General features: G+C 45.6%; 12 protein-coding genes. 2 read left to right on the top strand and 10 right to left on the bottom strand.

Going from position 1 to position 16,094, the window contains the following annotated elements; all coding sequences use genetic code 11:
• Positions 1–142: 142 nt before the first annotated feature.
• Together ACPEIW_RS01240 and ACPEIW_RS01235 are read right to left on the bottom strand one after the other, a co-directional pair.
• The gene (locus ACPEIW_RS01240; protein WP_425663928.1) at positions 143–1,918 is read right to left on the bottom strand and encodes a SpaH/EbpB family LPXTG-anchored major pilin; all 1,776 of its coding nucleotides are present in this window, start codon (positions 1,916–1,918) and stop codon (positions 143–145) included.
• Between the two features lie 294 nt (positions 1,919–2,212).
• Positions 2,213–4,828 carry a hypothetical protein gene (locus ACPEIW_RS01235; protein WP_425663926.1) on the bottom strand — a complete coding sequence of 872 codons (2,616 nt, stop codon included), beginning with the start codon at positions 4,826–4,828 and terminating at the stop codon, positions 2,213–2,215.
• Positions 4,829–5,248: 420 nt separating this feature from the next.
• On the opposite strand from ACPEIW_RS01235, the gene ACPEIW_RS01230 reads away from it, so the two are divergent.
• Both ACPEIW_RS01230 and ACPEIW_RS01225 read left to right on the top strand, forming a co-directional pair.
• Complete coding sequence (locus ACPEIW_RS01230) at positions 5,249–7,300, top strand: DUF6020 family protein (RefSeq protein WP_425663924.1); 2,052 nt, start codon at positions 5,249–5,251, stop codon at positions 7,298–7,300.
• Positions 7,301–8,422, top strand: a complete 1,122-nt coding sequence (locus tag ACPEIW_RS01225; protein WP_425663922.1) for a helix-turn-helix domain-containing protein — start codon at positions 7,301–7,303, stop codon at positions 8,420–8,422.
• A gap of 103 nt (positions 8,423–8,525) precedes the next feature.
• On the opposite strand, the gene rplA is transcribed toward ACPEIW_RS01225, so the two are convergent.
• The 8 genes from rplA to pstC form a co-directional block, all read right to left on the bottom strand.
• Positions 8,526–9,221 (bottom strand): 50S ribosomal protein L1, encoded by a 696-nt coding sequence (gene rplA, locus ACPEIW_RS01220; protein WP_004118314.1) that lies wholly within the window; start codon positions 9,219–9,221, stop codon positions 8,526–8,528.
• A gap of 15 nt (positions 9,222–9,236) precedes the next feature.
• Positions 9,237–9,668, bottom strand: a complete 432-nt coding sequence (rplK, locus tag ACPEIW_RS01215; RefSeq protein ID WP_004112010.1) for a 50S ribosomal protein L11 — start codon at positions 9,666–9,668, stop codon at positions 9,237–9,239.
• A 402-nt stretch (positions 9,669–10,070) separates the two neighbouring features.
• On the bottom strand, positions 10,071–10,454 hold the full coding sequence (gene rplL / locus ACPEIW_RS01210) for a 50S ribosomal protein L7/L12 (RefSeq protein WP_004112006.1): 384 nt from the start codon (positions 10,452–10,454) through the stop codon (positions 10,071–10,073).
• A 96-nt stretch (positions 10,455–10,550) separates the two neighbouring features.
• Entirely contained in the window at positions 10,551–11,072 is a 522-nt protein-coding gene (gene rplJ, locus ACPEIW_RS01205; protein ID WP_004112001.1) for a 50S ribosomal protein L10, read from the bottom strand.
• Between the two features lie 466 nt (positions 11,073–11,538).
• Positions 11,539–12,933, bottom strand: a complete 1,395-nt coding sequence (locus tag ACPEIW_RS01200; protein ID WP_032816763.1) for an NCS2 family permease — start codon at positions 12,931–12,933, stop codon at positions 11,539–11,541.
• A gap of 308 nt (positions 12,934–13,241) precedes the next feature.
• Positions 13,242–14,021 (bottom strand): phosphate ABC transporter ATP-binding protein PstB, encoded by a 780-nt coding sequence (gene pstB, locus ACPEIW_RS01195; RefSeq protein WP_004131665.1) that lies wholly within the window; start codon positions 14,019–14,021, stop codon positions 13,242–13,244.
• Positions 14,022–14,082: 61 nt separating this feature from the next.
• Complete coding sequence (gene pstA, locus ACPEIW_RS01190) at positions 14,083–15,108, bottom strand: phosphate ABC transporter permease PstA (RefSeq protein WP_425663919.1); 1,026 nt, start codon at positions 15,106–15,108, stop codon at positions 14,083–14,085.
• Positions 15,105–16,067: a phosphate ABC transporter permease subunit PstC gene (pstC, locus tag ACPEIW_RS01185; protein ID WP_060785845.1), complete on the bottom strand. Its 963-nt coding sequence runs from the start codon at positions 16,065–16,067 to the stop codon at positions 15,105–15,107. The genes pstA and pstC overlap by 4 nt, the downstream gene beginning before the upstream one ends.
• Positions 16,068–16,094 lie beyond the last annotated feature (27 nt).

The following is a 16,094-nucleotide window of genomic DNA, read 5'->3' as shown; positions in this document are numbered from 1 at the left end:
TTTGTACCAGGACACGCCAGCGTAGAAACAAAATACTCAATGCATTTTGTTTCAAACGCTGCGGCGTGTCTTCTGGTACAAAGTGCCTAAATCTTTTTAACGCTAAACCGAACGTTTAATCAACGCTGGTTATCTAAGCCAATCAGGCTTTTGCCTGCTGTTCTTCTTCCTTGCGATTGCGCATGTATAGGAACACACTTGCCGCAATCAAGCCCATGCCAGCAAGCGCAAACAGAATCACGCCAGTAGCACCAGTTGCAGGAAGGTTGAACCATGTATCAATCTTAAGGTCGCTAATCTTGGTATTAGGGAAGTCAACTGTTGTTGTTTTGCCTTCTTCAACGGTTACACCTCTAACCTCATTAGCTAAAGCGTAGTCAGTAGGAGCAGTAACCTCAACGAGATAAACCATTCTGCCAGCTATAACCTTTTGATCAGTTGCAAATTTACCTCGACCATCTGTGGTTCCAGCAAAGTTCTTTGAAGCACCGTCAGAGCACTCAGTAGGAACATCAGTACTACCAGCAGAGCGCTTAAGCAAAGCAGCCTTGCAAGCTTCTGCCTTTGCTTCGGAGTTGAAGATCTTGAATACAGCACCAGAAAGCTTTGTTGTAGTAGTTGTCTTATCATGCTTGTCTACCTGAAGGAAACCAAACTTAACGGTAGAAGTACCTTTATCATCATCGCCAGACACGATTGGATCTGGATCCTTAGTGGCGTTAGATGGATGAGACTTAAAGAAGCCAGACTTGTTCTTAATCTCGTTCTTGTTACCAGCATTACCCTTATATGCTTCACTCAACTTGAACGAGACTGTAACGTGAACCTTAGGCTCGTCCGTCTTCTTGGCTTTTACCGCGCCGTTCAAAGCAGTAGCAATTTTGCCTAAGCCAGCTTCAGTGAACTTAACCAAAATACGCTTGTGGCCTGTGGCAAGATTCTTGCCGCCATCAGCAGATTCAGAATCCACTATAGAAACGCTGTAATCAGTATCCTTAGTTAGTGCAGTAGCACCGTCACCCTCGCCAATCTTTACGGATTCAACAATCTTACTCGTATCAGTAAAATCAAACGCCTCAGTTGGAGCGTCATCGAATACCATGTAGTCTTGAATGCTATTTGCGTCCAAAGTTCCAGTAGGATGATTCACTTCCGAACTAATTACGTACTTAAAATCATCCTTAGTCGAAACAGCGTTGCTGCCTTTTTCGGTGCTGAAAACCTTTGTGATTGCGCTAGAAAGATCTTTGTTCTTAATCTTTACAACAGGATTGTAGTTGTAGTTTGTATCAATTTTGGTGTTATCATCCTTCTTTTGCTTGCGCTCAATCTGTGGCAAAGTCATGTAGAACACAGTCATGTCGTTTGCGCCGTAGTTGCCAGTAGGCATCTTAGTTTCTTCAACCTTGTAGAAGCCGAGCGGAACTTGCTCAAATTTAGCTTCGCCTGTATTACCAACGGTTTGAGTCTTTATTGTGCTTGTATCCGTATCAAGCACAATCTTTGCGGCCTTCTCGTCACCGCGATTCAAAGCGTCGATTGTTTCAGCAATCTTGGCCCAAGTTTCTGCATTCTTGAAAGCATCAGCATTAAGCTCGGTATCGCCAATCTTCTTGATTGGCGTAAGCTTAAATTCCGCACCCGTAAGTGGCTTGTGATTAGTGTCACATTTGGTAGTTGTGCTGCCGCTAGCTGCGCTAGTATCCGCCTTTGCATCGCAATTTACGATTGTTATGCTGTATGGTGCGTTTGGAAGGTGTTGACCCCACGGCTCCTGAGAAACAGGATCTTGATGCACCACAGGATGTGGACTACCCCACGCAACGCTTGCCATAGTCACGGCGCCAGCAACGCACAGCGTGCCAGCCATCGCGAGCGACGCAATCGCCGCAACGCACTTTCTTGTTAGTTTATTCATATTTTCTCCTTTACTCGCGCTCCTAAGAGCTGTTTGAGATAAGTTACTTTGTGTTTTTAGTTTGTGTTTTGTGTGTTTGCGCGCCGATTGAGCCTTGTTTGCACTTGCTAAGCACTTGTTTGTACCCATTCGGCACTTGTTTGTGTTTGTGTTTGTGTGTTTGTTTTGTTTTTTGACTACCTGGAATATCTTGTTGAAATATCTTGGTTTAGTTAATCTAATTATGTTTTTATTTTTGCTACGCGCACTGCACTAATACGCGCGCACAACTTTATTACGTAGGCAGCTTTCACATTAGCATCGCCGCCTTTTGTAAAGCAGCTTTCTGCATGCTTCACTTTGACTTATAACAAATCCAGCAGCGAGCACGCTCACCATAACGGCAGCTACAGCACCCAGCTGCAAGTTCCAACTGTGCCCACCCGTATGCGGCAAAGTAAATTTTTCTGGCACGTTAATGTAAACGGTCAATTTCGCATAGTCTTTGTTGGCTGTTAGATTCGCACCCTTAAAGGCATCAGATATTTTCTCTGGCGTTACGTCTGTAGTAACTTCATTGAACTTATTAAGCGCATCTGGTTTTTTAAGCGCATACACAACGCATTTATAATCGCCAGCTTCCGTTGACTTAAATGTAGCGCTAGCGTTAGTTCTAGCAGCAAACCTGGTAGTGGATCCATCAGGCGTGCAAGACTGCTCGCCTTCGTTTGAAGTACATGGGTTTTGAGCCTTGTCATCTGGGAAACTAAAGCCAAGACTGCTTGGATCTACCCATTTTGTATACTCAAAACCTGCAGCGCCTGTCTTGGATGCGTTACTTGCGCCGCCTGCAGCGCCTGCGTTAGTTTTTTGCGGCTTCTCACCCTTCGAGCACAACATTTTAAGCGTAATTTGTTTTGTGGAATCCGCCTTAGACGTAGCTTCAATAAACGGCTTAAGCTCCATTCCCTTCATAACAGAAACAGTGTCGCCATCCGCCAACGCCGCAGAAGCGCCACCAGAGCCAGAATCATTGTTCTTAAACGGATACACGCTCAGCTTAAGATCGCCATCTTTAACATCAAGCTTCTTCTTTTTCTTCGACTCAAAAACAATCTTAATGGTCTTAACGTCCCAGACTTTCTTTCTGTCATATGCACCCGATTCAAAAATGCCATACGGGTTAGGAGTCGGATCTTCCGGGCTCTGTTTTTCCGGGACATACGCACTGAATATATCTTCCACTTTTACATTCGTATCAAAAAGATTCTGTTTAAGATGCGTGCTACTATCGCTAATTTTGCTATCAAATACTTGATCAAATGTATAATGATACGTTTTAACACTGCTAGACGATACACTAACACCCTTAAGCGCAAGAACTTTGCATATAAAAGTTCCAGCCTCTTTAGGCGTGCCAGTAATCCAGCTTTGCGAGCGCTCGATAATATCATCACTTTCATATAAGTTGCCACTAGACTCGCTAAGTTTATTGTCATCTGGGCGTTTCCCTAAAGCATGATCCCACTGCTTTTGTGTAGGCGGTGGATTATGACTAGTTGAACCACCAGCAGGCGTAGCACTATCGCTAAGAGTTAAGCCATTAATTGAATTAAGGTAGTAATCACTATCTTTAGTTTCATCTCCGTCTTTATGGCAAACCATGCGATGATAAATAAGATTTGGCCTCTTAGAAGATGTAGTGTCAATAAAAATCGGAGTTATTGGGCTAAAGTTTCCTTTATCATCCGATTCAACAGTAGCGGCAATACCGTTATCTTTAACTTCAGCACGATCTTTAGAGTCCTGGTGATTATAAACCTTTAACGATAAAACATCATTCGTAGGATTTTTGTATCTAATCTGTATACTAAAGCGTGAATATTTATTATATGAAGGACTACAGCTATTAGTGCACCATTGCGAACGAGTAAGAGTAGAATTGTCTTTATATTTTACCTTTACAAACACATAATAACTGCCATTATTCAACCATTTATTAGCATGTATTTTAATTTCGCCAGAAGTAGGATCTACTTTAACAAAATCATTATTTTCTACATTTGACTCAAGTGCAGTACTTTCAGTTGAAAGTCTCTCTAAAGAAAAACTTTCAATAAGGCCTTTAACACTACTAGATGCGTCTGTCTCTTCGTCTATTGTCGGAATACCCTTATCATTAATTTTCTTAACACGACGAAACACTGGCGTTATAGTATGAGATTCACCTATGTTGTTTATTGTAATAGATTTTTTAATTACAACCCTTTTTTTCTTTCTAATAGTATAAAAATACTCTGCTACATAACATTTTGCGAGTTCTGTTATGCCAGCATCGCTGCACTCTTTCGGAAGCGGAGTACTGTCCGCGGCGGCGCGAGTGTTGCCCAGCTCACGCTTTTGCCGACGCAATGCATTATTTGCAGATTTGGATTTTTCAGCGCCTTTGGCAGCGTCTTTGGCAGTGGCAGCACCTTTATTAAGGTTATTGTTTACGCCTTCTACACCATTGTTTTGCTGCTGCTTCGTTGAGTCAACGCTTTGTGCGCTGGCTGCACTCGAGCCGTCTTGTTTAGAAGAAGTTTGCGGATCTTTAGGGTCTACAGCTTTTGGGTCGGCAGGTTTAGACTCACCATTTTCTCCGCTTGCAGAAGCCCCGCCTTTTGCATCAGCTTTGCTTTCAGCCGTATTAACATCCTGCTCAGTCTTAGGCTCAGCATTTTCGCTCTTAGTTTGCGACTGAGTTTGCTCCTGATTAGATTCATTTTGCGAGCTAGCGCCCATAGAGGCGGATGGCATAATCATAAAAGTGGCAAGAATAGTAGCAGCAACAACAAAAAGCGCAACAATCGCGCGGCGAGCGCACGCTGTTTTAGCGCAAATTGAACGTAAAAATCGAAGGAAACGGCCACTGCAATGTAAATTACGCATCGGCACACCTCCCTCTCCGCGTATTTACTAAGCTTGCAAAGCAAAATGCAAAACTTACAGATTAAATAATCATCTGCTAACTACGGCCAGTAAATGGGCACTTATCATAAGCCTTTAATAATATACCCCCCCCCCTATGAAAATATCAAGTGCGATTATATGACGACACGCCGTATTATTCCTCGCGGCTATTAGTAGTCGCTCGGCTGATTTGGCGCATAAAGTCCACTGGACTTTATGCTTAAGCCAAATCACGCTTTGAAGGAGCTTGAAATGCGTTATGCAATTTCAAGCTCAGTCAAAGCGCTTTTCGCGCTACGCTTTAAGCTCGAAGGCAGGTCGTCGCGCTTAGAGCATAGCGGGTATAATTAGAGTGCAATAAAAACACAGACCAAACAAAACACAAGCATTAGGTGGAACATGAAACGCATTAAAACGAGCACAAAAGCGGCAAGCAAAATCGCCGAAAACTCGCTAATCGTTTTTACATGTATCTTCCTTGCAACTTGCACAAGTCTGGGCGTAATCTACCGCGCACAAGGATCTTTAACAGATTTTAATTGGCTAAATGCGCTGATTTTTGTAATCACATTTTGCGCATATTACGCGATTTTGAGAGTTCTTATTTATTTTGGCAAAAACGGAGTTATGCCAAAAATCGTAAGATTTATGCGCGCAGAATCATCGCCAGAATTATCGCCAGAAAAATCAAAAACAAAACAATCACAGCCAAAACAATCGAAATCAAAAATCGCAACAACCCTACGCGCCGCATTTTTTAACGCAAAACGCGCCCTAAAGTGGTGTTTTTACCACTCAACCCGCCGCAAGCGAAACATTTTTCTAACGCTGATTATCGGCTGGCTATGGGCGCCCGCAACGCTGCTCGCCGCATACGGAGCCGACATTTGCTCGCAAATCCGTGAATACAGCTGGGCGTGGAATCAAGTAACTGGCCTAAAACAGCCATACATTGGCTTCTTTAGCTTTGTTCCAGCAGACATTTACCCAACAGCGCACTACCTTTGGCCCGCAAAGCCAACGTACTTAAGCGACCAGCACAACATTGTTTTAACGCTCATTTACGGCGCTACAGCCGCAATATCGCGCTATTTTACAGAGTCGAACGACGCAGGAATCGTGCTTCTTGCCGTTATGCAATTTGTGCTCGCGGCATTTTGTTGTGCTGCAACCGCAAACCGATTCTTAAACACGCCGTGGGCTAGTGCTAAAACAGGCGAATCGCAAGCTGGCTACACAGCAACACCAATCACAGCAACACCAATCGCCTTGCGCGCCGCCGTAATAATCACATTTTTATTCAGCCCACTCGTAGTATTTTCAACAATTTCGCTTACAAAATCGCCGCTGTTCGCGTTTGCATTTGTGTGGTGGTTTGGCATAATGTACGAGCTTAATCGTCTTGATTTCAAGCAAAAGCCAGCTGCACACACAATCGTCGAACTAATAATCAGCGTATGCATTATGCTGATTGCCGCAAAATACGCGTGGTACATTCTTGCGATTCAATTTGTGTTGATGATTATATCTAGCAGAAAACGTTGGAAAATATGGGTTTTATGCATTCTGCTACCAACAATTCTTATACATGGCGCAATTATGCTTGCCATTTCTAGCGGCGCTATTATAAATGGCGACCCAATCGAAAGCCGCGGAGTGCAACTTCAGCAAATCGCAAGAATCGCAAAGCTAGACCCCAAAAGCATACCGCATGCAGCAAAGCGCGCAATATCGCCAATTTTCAATCTTAGTCAAACTGCAGAAGCGTACACTCCTCAAGACGCGGACCCTGTAAAATCTTCTGGCTTGCAATCTAAAAAAGTGAGCTACCGTTGGCGTTATATTACAAAAGACAACATGAAAAAGTTTAACCACGCATGGTTGCTTATGATTACGCACAGCCCGATTGTTGCAACGGATGCGCTGCTAGCAAAGTCGTACGGCTACTTCGACATTCTAGACGTGCCTTATGTTGGCCCCGAATACTATGTAAACACCGAGAATATAAAGAATTCTGAGTGGATTCGCTACTGGCTGCCCGAGTGGCGTGGCGCTGTATCGAGCAGCGCGGAAGCGTGGAGCAATACGCCGATTTTTGGGTGGATTATTCACGGAAACTTGTATGTTGTTGCAACGTTGCTTATTGGCGTTGCCGAAATAGCATTGCGCAGGTGGAAAACGCTGGTTTTGCACGCGCCTCTTGCGCTTTTGATGGGCGTAATGGTGTTGGCTCCTGCAAACAATTTTGAGCGACACATGCTGCCGATTGCGTTTGTGTTCTTCTTTACGGTTCTAATGTTTGTAAGGGATAGCGTTTGCATCTCATGCCGTAACACATGCCGTCAAAGTGATAAAATAAATTGCGATTTGGTGCATGATAGTACGCGCGAGGATTCGCAACAATACACACAAGGATTCGCACAAGACGGAGCACAAGAATTGAGGGAGTGAATGGACGGAAACGCTGACTTTCTTACAATTCTTACAGGCGTAAAGCCGAATGACGAATGCGATGTGGCAAATAATAATACTGATTCCTCGAGTGATGATTCGAGTGACGCCTCAAGTGACGCCTCAAGCTTTACTCCAAGCTTTACACCAATGCCATGTGCTCCAAAAAGCGAAGATGCACTCGGAATTTTTGACATTCGAGACGGCAAAATTTTTGACGCGGCAACACGCTTGCGATTGCACGCGCTAATCGGAACGTGCCTTATGAACGGCATTGCAGATAGTCGCGTAAGCGCGCTAATGCACCTCTTACAATGGCAAGAAAATACGCGATTTGTGGCGATTGCAGGCACGTATAAAACGGAATCGAACTCAAACGACGACAACCCAAATCCAACACCGCAAAACGCGGGCGCGCATGCGGCGCAAAACAACACAGACTCTTTAAGACGCGCAATATGGACGCAACTCGGCGCATGCGGCGCATACGATGCGATAGTTGACAGCGTGCAGCTAGACGCCATTAGCGCGCGTGCAAAAACGTGGAAAATCGGCGGAAAATCGCAAGAAAGCGTCGACGCGAGCAAACGCAAAGATGCAGCTCCTTCGCACATAATCATTCTTGCGCTAAGAGAAAACCCAAATCCAACAGCATTAAACAAGATGTGCGAAGTGTTTGCAAAGTCGGGAAAACCCGTTTGCATAAGCGAAGTTGTAGTCGGCGCGCAAAAAATATGCAAAGAAATCACAGCAACACTTGCAGCGCTTGCCGTTGCGCCGTCTGTAACACATTTGCCGCAAATAATCCGCTGCGACGACGTTCTTCCAGAGCGCGCACTTATAGGTGATGAAACCGCCGTAGAAACCTTATACACTAAGGTGTATCAAAGCTTGGCGCCGTACAACCCAGACGACCCGACTTTGCAAACAGTCGACGCTTTCTTGCGCTTTGGCGGCGCGCTGGATCAAACTTCGCACAATCTTAACGTGCATCCAAACACAATACGATACCGTTTGCGCAAAGTTGCGCAAACAACAGGCTGGGACGCCACTGACCCTAGAGAGGCGTACGTTTTACAAACTGCGATTACGATTGGGCGAATCCGCGATTCTGCGCTCTAAAAGCAGAAAGAGCTAAAACAAAAGCGCCGAAAACAACGTGCTCTATAAAAGAACACACTATTTTCAGCGCTAATAAAATTACTCAGCTATGCTTAGCTAAAAATCACGCAGCAATGCTTGCAATATCCACTGGAACGCCAGGAGCCATTGTAGAGGTAATCGTTACCTTAGTGATGTAACGACCCTTAATGGTAGTAGGCTTCAAGCGGCGAATCTCATCGGCAACAGCCTTGAAGTTCTCTTCAAGAGCCTTATCGTCGAAGGAAAGCTTGCCAAACAGGAAGGAAAGATTGCCCTGACGATCAACGCGGAACTCAATCTTACCACCCTTAATATCGGCAACAGCCTTTGCAACATCCATTGTAACGGTGCCAGTCTTAGGATTTGGCATCAAGCTACGAGGACCAAGCACACGACCAAGGCGACCAACCTTGCCCATCATGTCTGGGGTTGCAACAACGGCATCGAAGTCAAGGAAGCCACCGGCAACCTTCTCGATAAGCTCGTCATCGCCAACAATGTCTGCGCCAGCTTCTTGAGCCTCAGTAGCCTTTGGGCCACGAGCAAACACCAAAACCTTAGCGGTTTTACCAGTGCCATTAGGCAAGTTCACAACGCCACGAACCAACTGATCCGCCTTGCGAGGATCCACATTAAGGCGCATAACAGCCTCAGCAGACTCGTCGAAAGCGTGCTTTGGCATGCTCTTAAGCAAAGCAATAGCCTCAGCTGGGGTGTAAAGGTTGTTGCGGTCGATCTTCTCAGCCGCTTCACGATACTTCTTAGAACGCTTCACCATTTTTTCCACTCACTTTCAGTCGGTAACGGTAATACCCATCGAGCGAGCAGTGCCCGCGATAATCTTCATACCAGCTTCAACATCTCGTGCAGAAAGATCTGGCATCTTGATTTCGGCGATTTCGCGCACCTGAGCCTTGGTTACAGAACCAACCTTGTGGGTCAATGGGTTCTCGGTGCCCTTAGGAATGCCAGCAGCCTTAAGCAACAAAGCAGCAGCTGGTGGAGTCTTAAGAATAAATGTAAAGGAACGATCTTCGTAAACAGTAATCTCTACTGGAACGATCTGACCCATCTTGTCCTTCGTCTGGTCGTTATAGGCCTTGCAGAAGTCCATGATGTTTACGCCGTGGGAGCCTAATGCAGGACCCAGTGGTGGGGCTGGATTTGCTTTACCAGCCTGAATCTCGAGCTTAATAAGCGCAGAGACTTTCTTTTTTGGAGCCATAATATGGTTCTTCTTTCTTTTGAAGCGGTTAAATCGGCACCCTAAAACGTTGATATTAAGCCGTTTTAAGGATCCTCCCGCAACTTATATTGCTGTGCTGTGCTAGCGGATTACTCCTCCAGTCACAAGCTTTCCTATTATGCCACTTTGCCGCGACGATTTGGTGAAATGTTTTCCCGACTTTGTACGCGATTTAAGCCAAATATGGTACAAAAAGCGGAAATAGCGCTAGCACGGATTAGCTACGCAGAGAAGCAAAAACGGCAAGGAATTCGTGATAACCACAAAAACCCTGCCGCATTCAAAACGCATCCGCGACTAATGCGCTAGCAAATCGCTAACCAGCAAATCACGCTAGCAACCAGCCGCATGCGTTAACAAAGTTAACAAAAGAGCCTAGAACTACTTAAGTTCAACAGTTGCGCCGGCTTCTTCAAGAGCAGCCTTAGCCTTGTCGGCATCTTCCTTCTTAGCCTTCTCGAGGACTGGCTTTGGAGCATTGTCAACAATGTCCTTAGCTTCCTTCAAGCCGAGGCCAGTCAAAGCCTTAACAGCCTTGATGACGGCAACCTTCTGAGCACCTGCAGAAGCGAGGACAACGTCAAACTCGTCCTTCTCTTCCTCAGCAGCGCCAGCGGCAGCAGCTGGAGCAGCAGCAACAGCAGCTACAGGAGCAGCAGCCTCAACATCGAACTTCTCTTCAAAGGCCTTGACGAACTCAGAAAGCTCGACGAGGGTCATTTCACCGAAAGCTTCAAGAAGCTCTTCGCTAGTGAGCTTAGCCATAATGGCTTCCTTTCTTACTTGGCCAGACACACCTTGTGCCTTAGAGCCATAACATTTTTATTATTTTTTGGTCTCATGCAGCAAGCTGCAAGGGAATCAAGCGGCCTTTTCCTGCTTCTCGCGCAAAGCGTCGATAGTACGTACTGCCTTGGTTGGCAAAGCGTTGAACAGGTAGGCGGCCTTGGACATGGTGCCCTTGAGCGCGCCAGCCATCTCGGAAAGCAATTCTGGGCGAGACTTGAGGTCTGCCAGCTGCTTGGCGCCTTCGGCATCGTAAACGGTTCCATCTGCGAAACCGCCCTTGATGACGAGGGTCTTATTCTCTTTGGCAAAATCACGCAAGGTCTTAGCAGCCTCAATGAAATCGCCCTTTACAAAGGTGATTGCAGTTGGGCCAGCAAGAAGCTCATCAAGACCTTCAATGCCCGCTTCCTTAGCGGCAATGCGAGCAAGCGTATTCTTAGCCACAGAGTAGGAAGTATCGCGGCCTAGCTTTTCGCGCAGAGAAGAAATCTGCGGAACTGTAAGCCCGCGGTACTCGGTAAGGTAGACAGCGTCGGCGTTACGGAACAAATCCGTAAGCTCTGCAACTACCGCTTCCTTTTCGGGCCTCTTCATGGCGTTCCTTCCTAAATTGGCCGCTGGAATGGAAATAACATATCAAAAAAGCCCTGCGCACGGCAGAGCATCCAAAAAAACACATAGTGTTAAAAAGTTTGTGAAAAATCGCAAATCAACTGCAACAATCACTGCTCAACCTGTGCTGGCATGACACATCATTTTCAGGAATCTTTCGACTCCACCAACGGTCTGTGGTTTACGTTGGGCAAGTTTAATACCCACGCGCGACAATGTCAATATTTTTTCGCAAACTTTATAATTTATTTTTATTTAGGATTATTTATCTAGGATTATTTAAGAGCGCACTCAACACGCGCGGTTGCTGGCGACTTATCCCAAACTAACGCGGAAAAATCGCAAGGGAAAAATCGCAAGCAGCCGTACGCATCAAATACGCTCGTAAAATAATTAATTAAATTAATATCTAACTAATATCTAACTTAACTAATACAAACTAGCAGATTTACAAAACTGCGTTAGCAACAAAGTCAAGAATGAACAAAAGCGAAACAATCCAAAGCATTGGATGAACGTCTTTAGCACGCTTCTTGCAAGTCATAACTAAGCAGTACATGATGAATCCAGCGGCAATGCCGTAAGAAATCGAGTAAGAGAACGCCATAAACACGGCAGCGAAGAACGCAGGAATTGCTTCGGAAATATCGTCCCAAGCAATCTCCTTTAACGAGCTTGCCATCATGCAGCCTACAACTACAAGCACGCCAGCCGTAGCAGCTGCAGGAACAGCGCTAGCAAATGGCGCAAGAACAATCGAAAGCGCAAAGCACACGGAAACAACTACAGAAGTCAAACCAGTACGACCACCAGCACCAATACCAGCAGCAGACTCAACGTAAGTAGTGGTGTTAGAAGTACCGCAAATTGCGCCAACCGAAGTTGCAATCGAATCAGCAAACAGCGCGCGATCCATCTTGGAGCTAAAGCCAGAGCCGTTTTCCAAAGCCTTCTCATCTGCCTCCGAGAAAATGCCAGTTCTGCGGCCTGTACCAATAAACGTTCCCAAAGTGTCGAAAGTATCCGACATAGAGAAGGCGAAAATAGTTACCAAAACAAGCGGAATGCGTGCTGGATTAGAGAAGAGAGCAGGGAAACCTTGCGGGCCAAAAATAGCACCAAAGGTGGTTGGAAGCTGGGCAAAAGCGTCTGTAACAGAAACAGCATTATTTAACGAAGTTAAGCCAAGCGGAATACCAATCAAAGATGTTGCAATAATCGTAATAAGCAAGCTTGCGCGAACCTTAAGAACGGTAAGAACAATAGCCAAAACAAGTCCAATAAGGAATAGCCACAAAATAGGATTATTAATAACAGCAAGGCCTGGAATAGCAGCGGTTGGCTTACTCTTAGCGGCAGCTGCAGGATCTTTAGAAGTAAAGGTGATTAAGCCAACGCTCATAATGCCAACGTATGCAACGAATAAACCAATGCCACCACCAATCGCGTGTTGCAACGAAGTTGGGATGGCACGAATAATCATCTTACGAATCTTGGTAACGGTAATAATAATGTTAATTAAACCGCACAAGAACACCATACACATGGCTTCTTGCCACGTAAAATGCAAGCCAAAGCACACTGTGTATGTGAAGAATGCGTTAAGACCCATGCCAGCAGCTTGAGCGTAAGGCACGTTAGCAAACAAGCCCATAACAAGCGTGCCAATAATTGCTGCGATGATTGTAGCGAGGAAAACGCCACCCTTAGGCATGCCAGTTTGGCTTAAAATCATTGGGTTTACAACAATAATGTACGACATTGCAAAGAATGTAGTGAGACCTGCAGTGATCTCCGTTGATACATTCGTGCCGTTTTCTTTGAGATGGAAGAACTTTTCCATAAACTCTCTGTTCCTTGGTTTTACAGCGCAAAAGACCATAAAAAGCGTGGCGAGAGCACTTGAGCAATCGCGGACGCAATTACATTTGGGCATTCACGCAGAGGTTACTGCGACTCGCTCGGCGCGCAAAGCACAAGCCGAATAAACACTCTAGAAAACTCGCGAGAATTAGAAACGACTTATAGAACTTTGAACAACCGAACAGGTTCGACCTTACGCGCACGTGCTGACCAAAGAAAAATCGCGCAAAAATTATGCAAAAATCGCCTAAAAATCGCGCAGAAAACACCCAGAAATCGCTGCAAAAATCACCCAAATCGGCCAGAAATATAGCGTTCCGCCTCCGCATTGCGCGGATTGTTGAACATAGTGGTTGTATCTGCAAAATACTCAAGATGCCCTGGTTTTCCAACCGCCTTAAGGTTAAAGAACGCGGTGTAATCGGCAACGCGCGCCGCCTGCTGCATGTTATGCGTTACAATCACAATCGTGTAATCGCGCTTAAGCTCGTTAATCAAATCTTCTACAGCAAGAGTAGAGATAGGGTCAAGAGCAGAGCACGGCTCGTCCATAAGAAGCACTTGCGGATGCACAGCCACGGCTCGCGCAATACAAAGTCGTTGCTGCTGACCGCCAGAAAGCCCGATTCCTGGCTTATCGAGTCTATCTTTAACCTCGTTCCACAAATTCGCGCCACGCAAAGCCCACTCAACTAGGTCGTCGGCGTCTTGCTTTGAAATATGGCGATTGTTTAAGCGAACTCCTGCAAGAACGTTTTCTCGAATAGACATTGTTGGGAAAGGATTTGGGCGCTGGAACACCATTCCAACATCTCGGCGAACGGCCACAGGGTCCACATCTTTGCCATACAAATCGCGGCCTTCAAGCAACACTTGACCTTCTACGCGAGCGCCTGGAGTAATCTCGTGCATGCGGTCTAAAGTGCGCAAAACCGTTGATTTTCCACATCCCGAAGGCCCAATAAAAGCCGTAACCTTGTTTGGCTCAATGCTTATGTTAACGTCTTCTACTGCTAGAAAATCACCATAGTAAATGTTCAAATGCTTAACATCAATGCGCTGACCCATTTGCGCCTCACTTTCTAAAATCTATTTCGCTCTGTTTCGACTTATTTCGCATTATTTCGTCTTACTTTGCTTTTACTGAAAACACGCGAGCCACAACTCGCCCAACAATATTCAGCAGCAAAACAATCACAATCAACGCAAGCGCCGCTGCCCACGCGCGCTCCATCGGAATCGTAGTAACGCACGAAGATGGCGTGTTAGCTGGGCAATTCGCCGAAAGCTTTGAATACTCCTGGTAAACGTACACTGGCAAAGTGGTCATTTGCCCGTCAAAAAGATTGAAATTCGTGGATGCAATAAACCCAGCTGCCATTAAAAGCGGAGCCGTCTCGCCAATCACGCGCGCAACAGCAAGAATACAGCCAGAAACAATGCCAGGCAAAGCGGTTCGCAATACGATTTTTGTAATCATGCGCTGCTTTGTAACGCCTAGAGCAAGCGCCGCTTCTCGTAAATCGTTCGGCACAATTTTTAACATTTCTTGACACGACTTAACAACAGTTGGCAGCATAAGCAGCGAAAGCGCAACCGACCCTTCAAAACCGTTGATTGTTCCAGGACCCACAAAAATCGTAAAGCTAGAAAACGCAAACAAGCCAGCCACAATCGAAGGAATTCCGCTCATAACGTCTACAACAAGATTAATCACCCTAGCTAAGCGACTTCCTCTCGCATACTCAATCAAATACACGGAGCACATAATTCCAATCGGAATCGAAATCAGCATTGCGCCAAGCGTAATCTCCAAAGTTCCAATAATGGCGTGCAAAATACCGCCGTAACCGCCTGTTCCAGTTGCAGCGCCACCAACAACATAAGTCATATTATGCGTTAAAAAGTCAAGATTTAATCGCTTAATGCCGTTTGCAATAGTCGTAAAAAGCAAAGAAAGAAGCGGAATTAGCGCAACTATAAAAGACAGGAAGATTAGAACGCGCATAAACGCGTCTTTTCGCTTGCGACTTGCGATTCTAGAGCGCGTTGGGCGGAACTTGTTAAAGTCGATTTTTGGGGATTCGCAGCTATCTTCAATAGTCTGATCAACCCCAACAACCCCAGCTTGTAACGATTGCGAATTTTGCATCATGCACTCGCCTTTCCCGTGATTTTGCGAGCAATAAGGTTTACAGCGAATGAAATAACAAACAGCACCAAACCTGTAGCAATAAGCGCACTAACACCCAATCCGTTTGCTTCTGGGTATTGCGCTGCTATGTTTGCTGCAATAGTTTGGTTTTGTGAAGCTTGCAAAATGTTGAATTTAAAGGTGAATCCTGGAGACAAAATCATAAGAACTGCCATTGTCTCGCCAAGCGCGCGACCAAGACCAAGCATAGATGCGGAGACGATTCCCGACTTTGCAAACGGCAAAACCGCTAGCTTTATCATCTCCCACTTTGTGGCACCGAGTGCGAGCGCACCTTCTTGTTGCAATCGCGGAGCTTGCTGGAAAATGTCTCGCGCCATAGAAGTTATAATCGGCAAAATCATAACTGCCAGAACAATACTAACGGTTGCAGCGCTACGCGAAGGACTTGCCGCAGGTCCTGCAAAAAGCGGAATCCAGCCAAAAATGTGCGAAATAAACTTCCAGAACGGGTATATTGCTGGCACGAGCACCAATCCGCCCCAAAGACCGTAGATTACGGACGGAATTGCAGCAAGCAAATCAACAACACCGCTTAAAAGCGGCACTATTTTTGGCGGAGCATAATGGCTTATAAACAGCGCGATTCCAATCGAAACAAAGAATGCAAAGAGCAGAGCGAGCGCAGACATAAGAACAGTTCCAAAAACCATCGGCGCTACGTAGCTTAGAAAATCATGCGCTTTGCCACCAGTAAAGTCCAAAAATACTTGACTTACTTGGCTTTTGTTTGCGCCTAGAATCGGCCACGCTTGAAACAGCAAGAACAGCGCCACAGCTGTAAGCACCATTAAAATCAGCAATCCGCATAAAAGAGCCACGTTTTTGAACACGCGGTCGGCAAAATGGCCGCTTTTGTTCGCATCCTTACTGATTTCAGTTCTTTGTTTAGAACTCACTCATGCTCCTTTTGTAGTCATTATATA

It is taken from the genome of Gardnerella piotii, assembly GCF_049815665.1.
In the GTDB taxonomy this organism is placed as follows: Bacteria; Actinomycetota; Actinomycetes; order Actinomycetales; family Bifidobacteriaceae; genus Bifidobacterium; species Bifidobacterium piotii.
Note: the sequence above shows the minus strand (reverse complement) of the source record. Positions and strands in the feature narration are given on the sequence as shown.

Coding starts and splice junctions, on each gene's coding strand:
- ACPEIW_RS01200 (WP_032816763.1), bottom strand. CDS start 12,933: ATGGAAAAGTTCTTCCATCTCAAAGAAAACGGCACGAATGTATCAACG.
- ACPEIW_RS01225 (WP_425663922.1), top strand. CDS start 7,301: ATGGACGGAAACGCTGACTTTCTTACAATTCTTACAGGCGTAAAGCCG.
- rplL (WP_004112006.1), bottom strand. CDS start 10,454: ATGGCTAAGCTCACTAGCGAAGAGCTTCTTGAAGCTTTCGGTGAAATG.
- ACPEIW_RS01230 (WP_425663924.1), top strand. CDS start 5,249: ATGAAACGCATTAAAACGAGCACAAAAGCGGCAAGCAAAATCGCCGAA.
- pstA (WP_425663919.1), bottom strand. CDS start 15,108: ATGATGCAAAATTCGCAATCGTTACAAGCTGGGGTTGTTGGGGTTGAT.
- rplA (WP_004118314.1), bottom strand. CDS start 9,221: ATGGTGAAGCGTTCTAAGAAGTATCGTGAAGCGGCTGAGAAGATCGAC.
- pstB (WP_004131665.1), bottom strand. CDS start 14,021: ATGGGTCAGCGCATTGATGTTAAGCATTTGAACATTTACTATGGTGAT.
- rplK (WP_004112010.1), bottom strand. CDS start 9,668: ATGGCTCCAAAAAAGAAAGTCTCTGCGCTTATTAAGCTCGAGATTCAG.
- ACPEIW_RS01240 (WP_425663928.1), bottom strand. CDS start 1,918: ATGAATAAACTAACAAGAAAGTGCGTTGCGGCGATTGCGTCGCTCGCG.
- rplJ (WP_004112001.1), bottom strand. CDS start 11,072: ATGAAGAGGCCCGAAAAGGAAGCGGTAGTTGCAGAGCTTACGGATTTG.
- ACPEIW_RS01235 (WP_425663926.1), bottom strand. CDS start 4,828: ATGCGTAATTTACATTGCAGTGGCCGTTTCCTTCGATTTTTACGTTCA.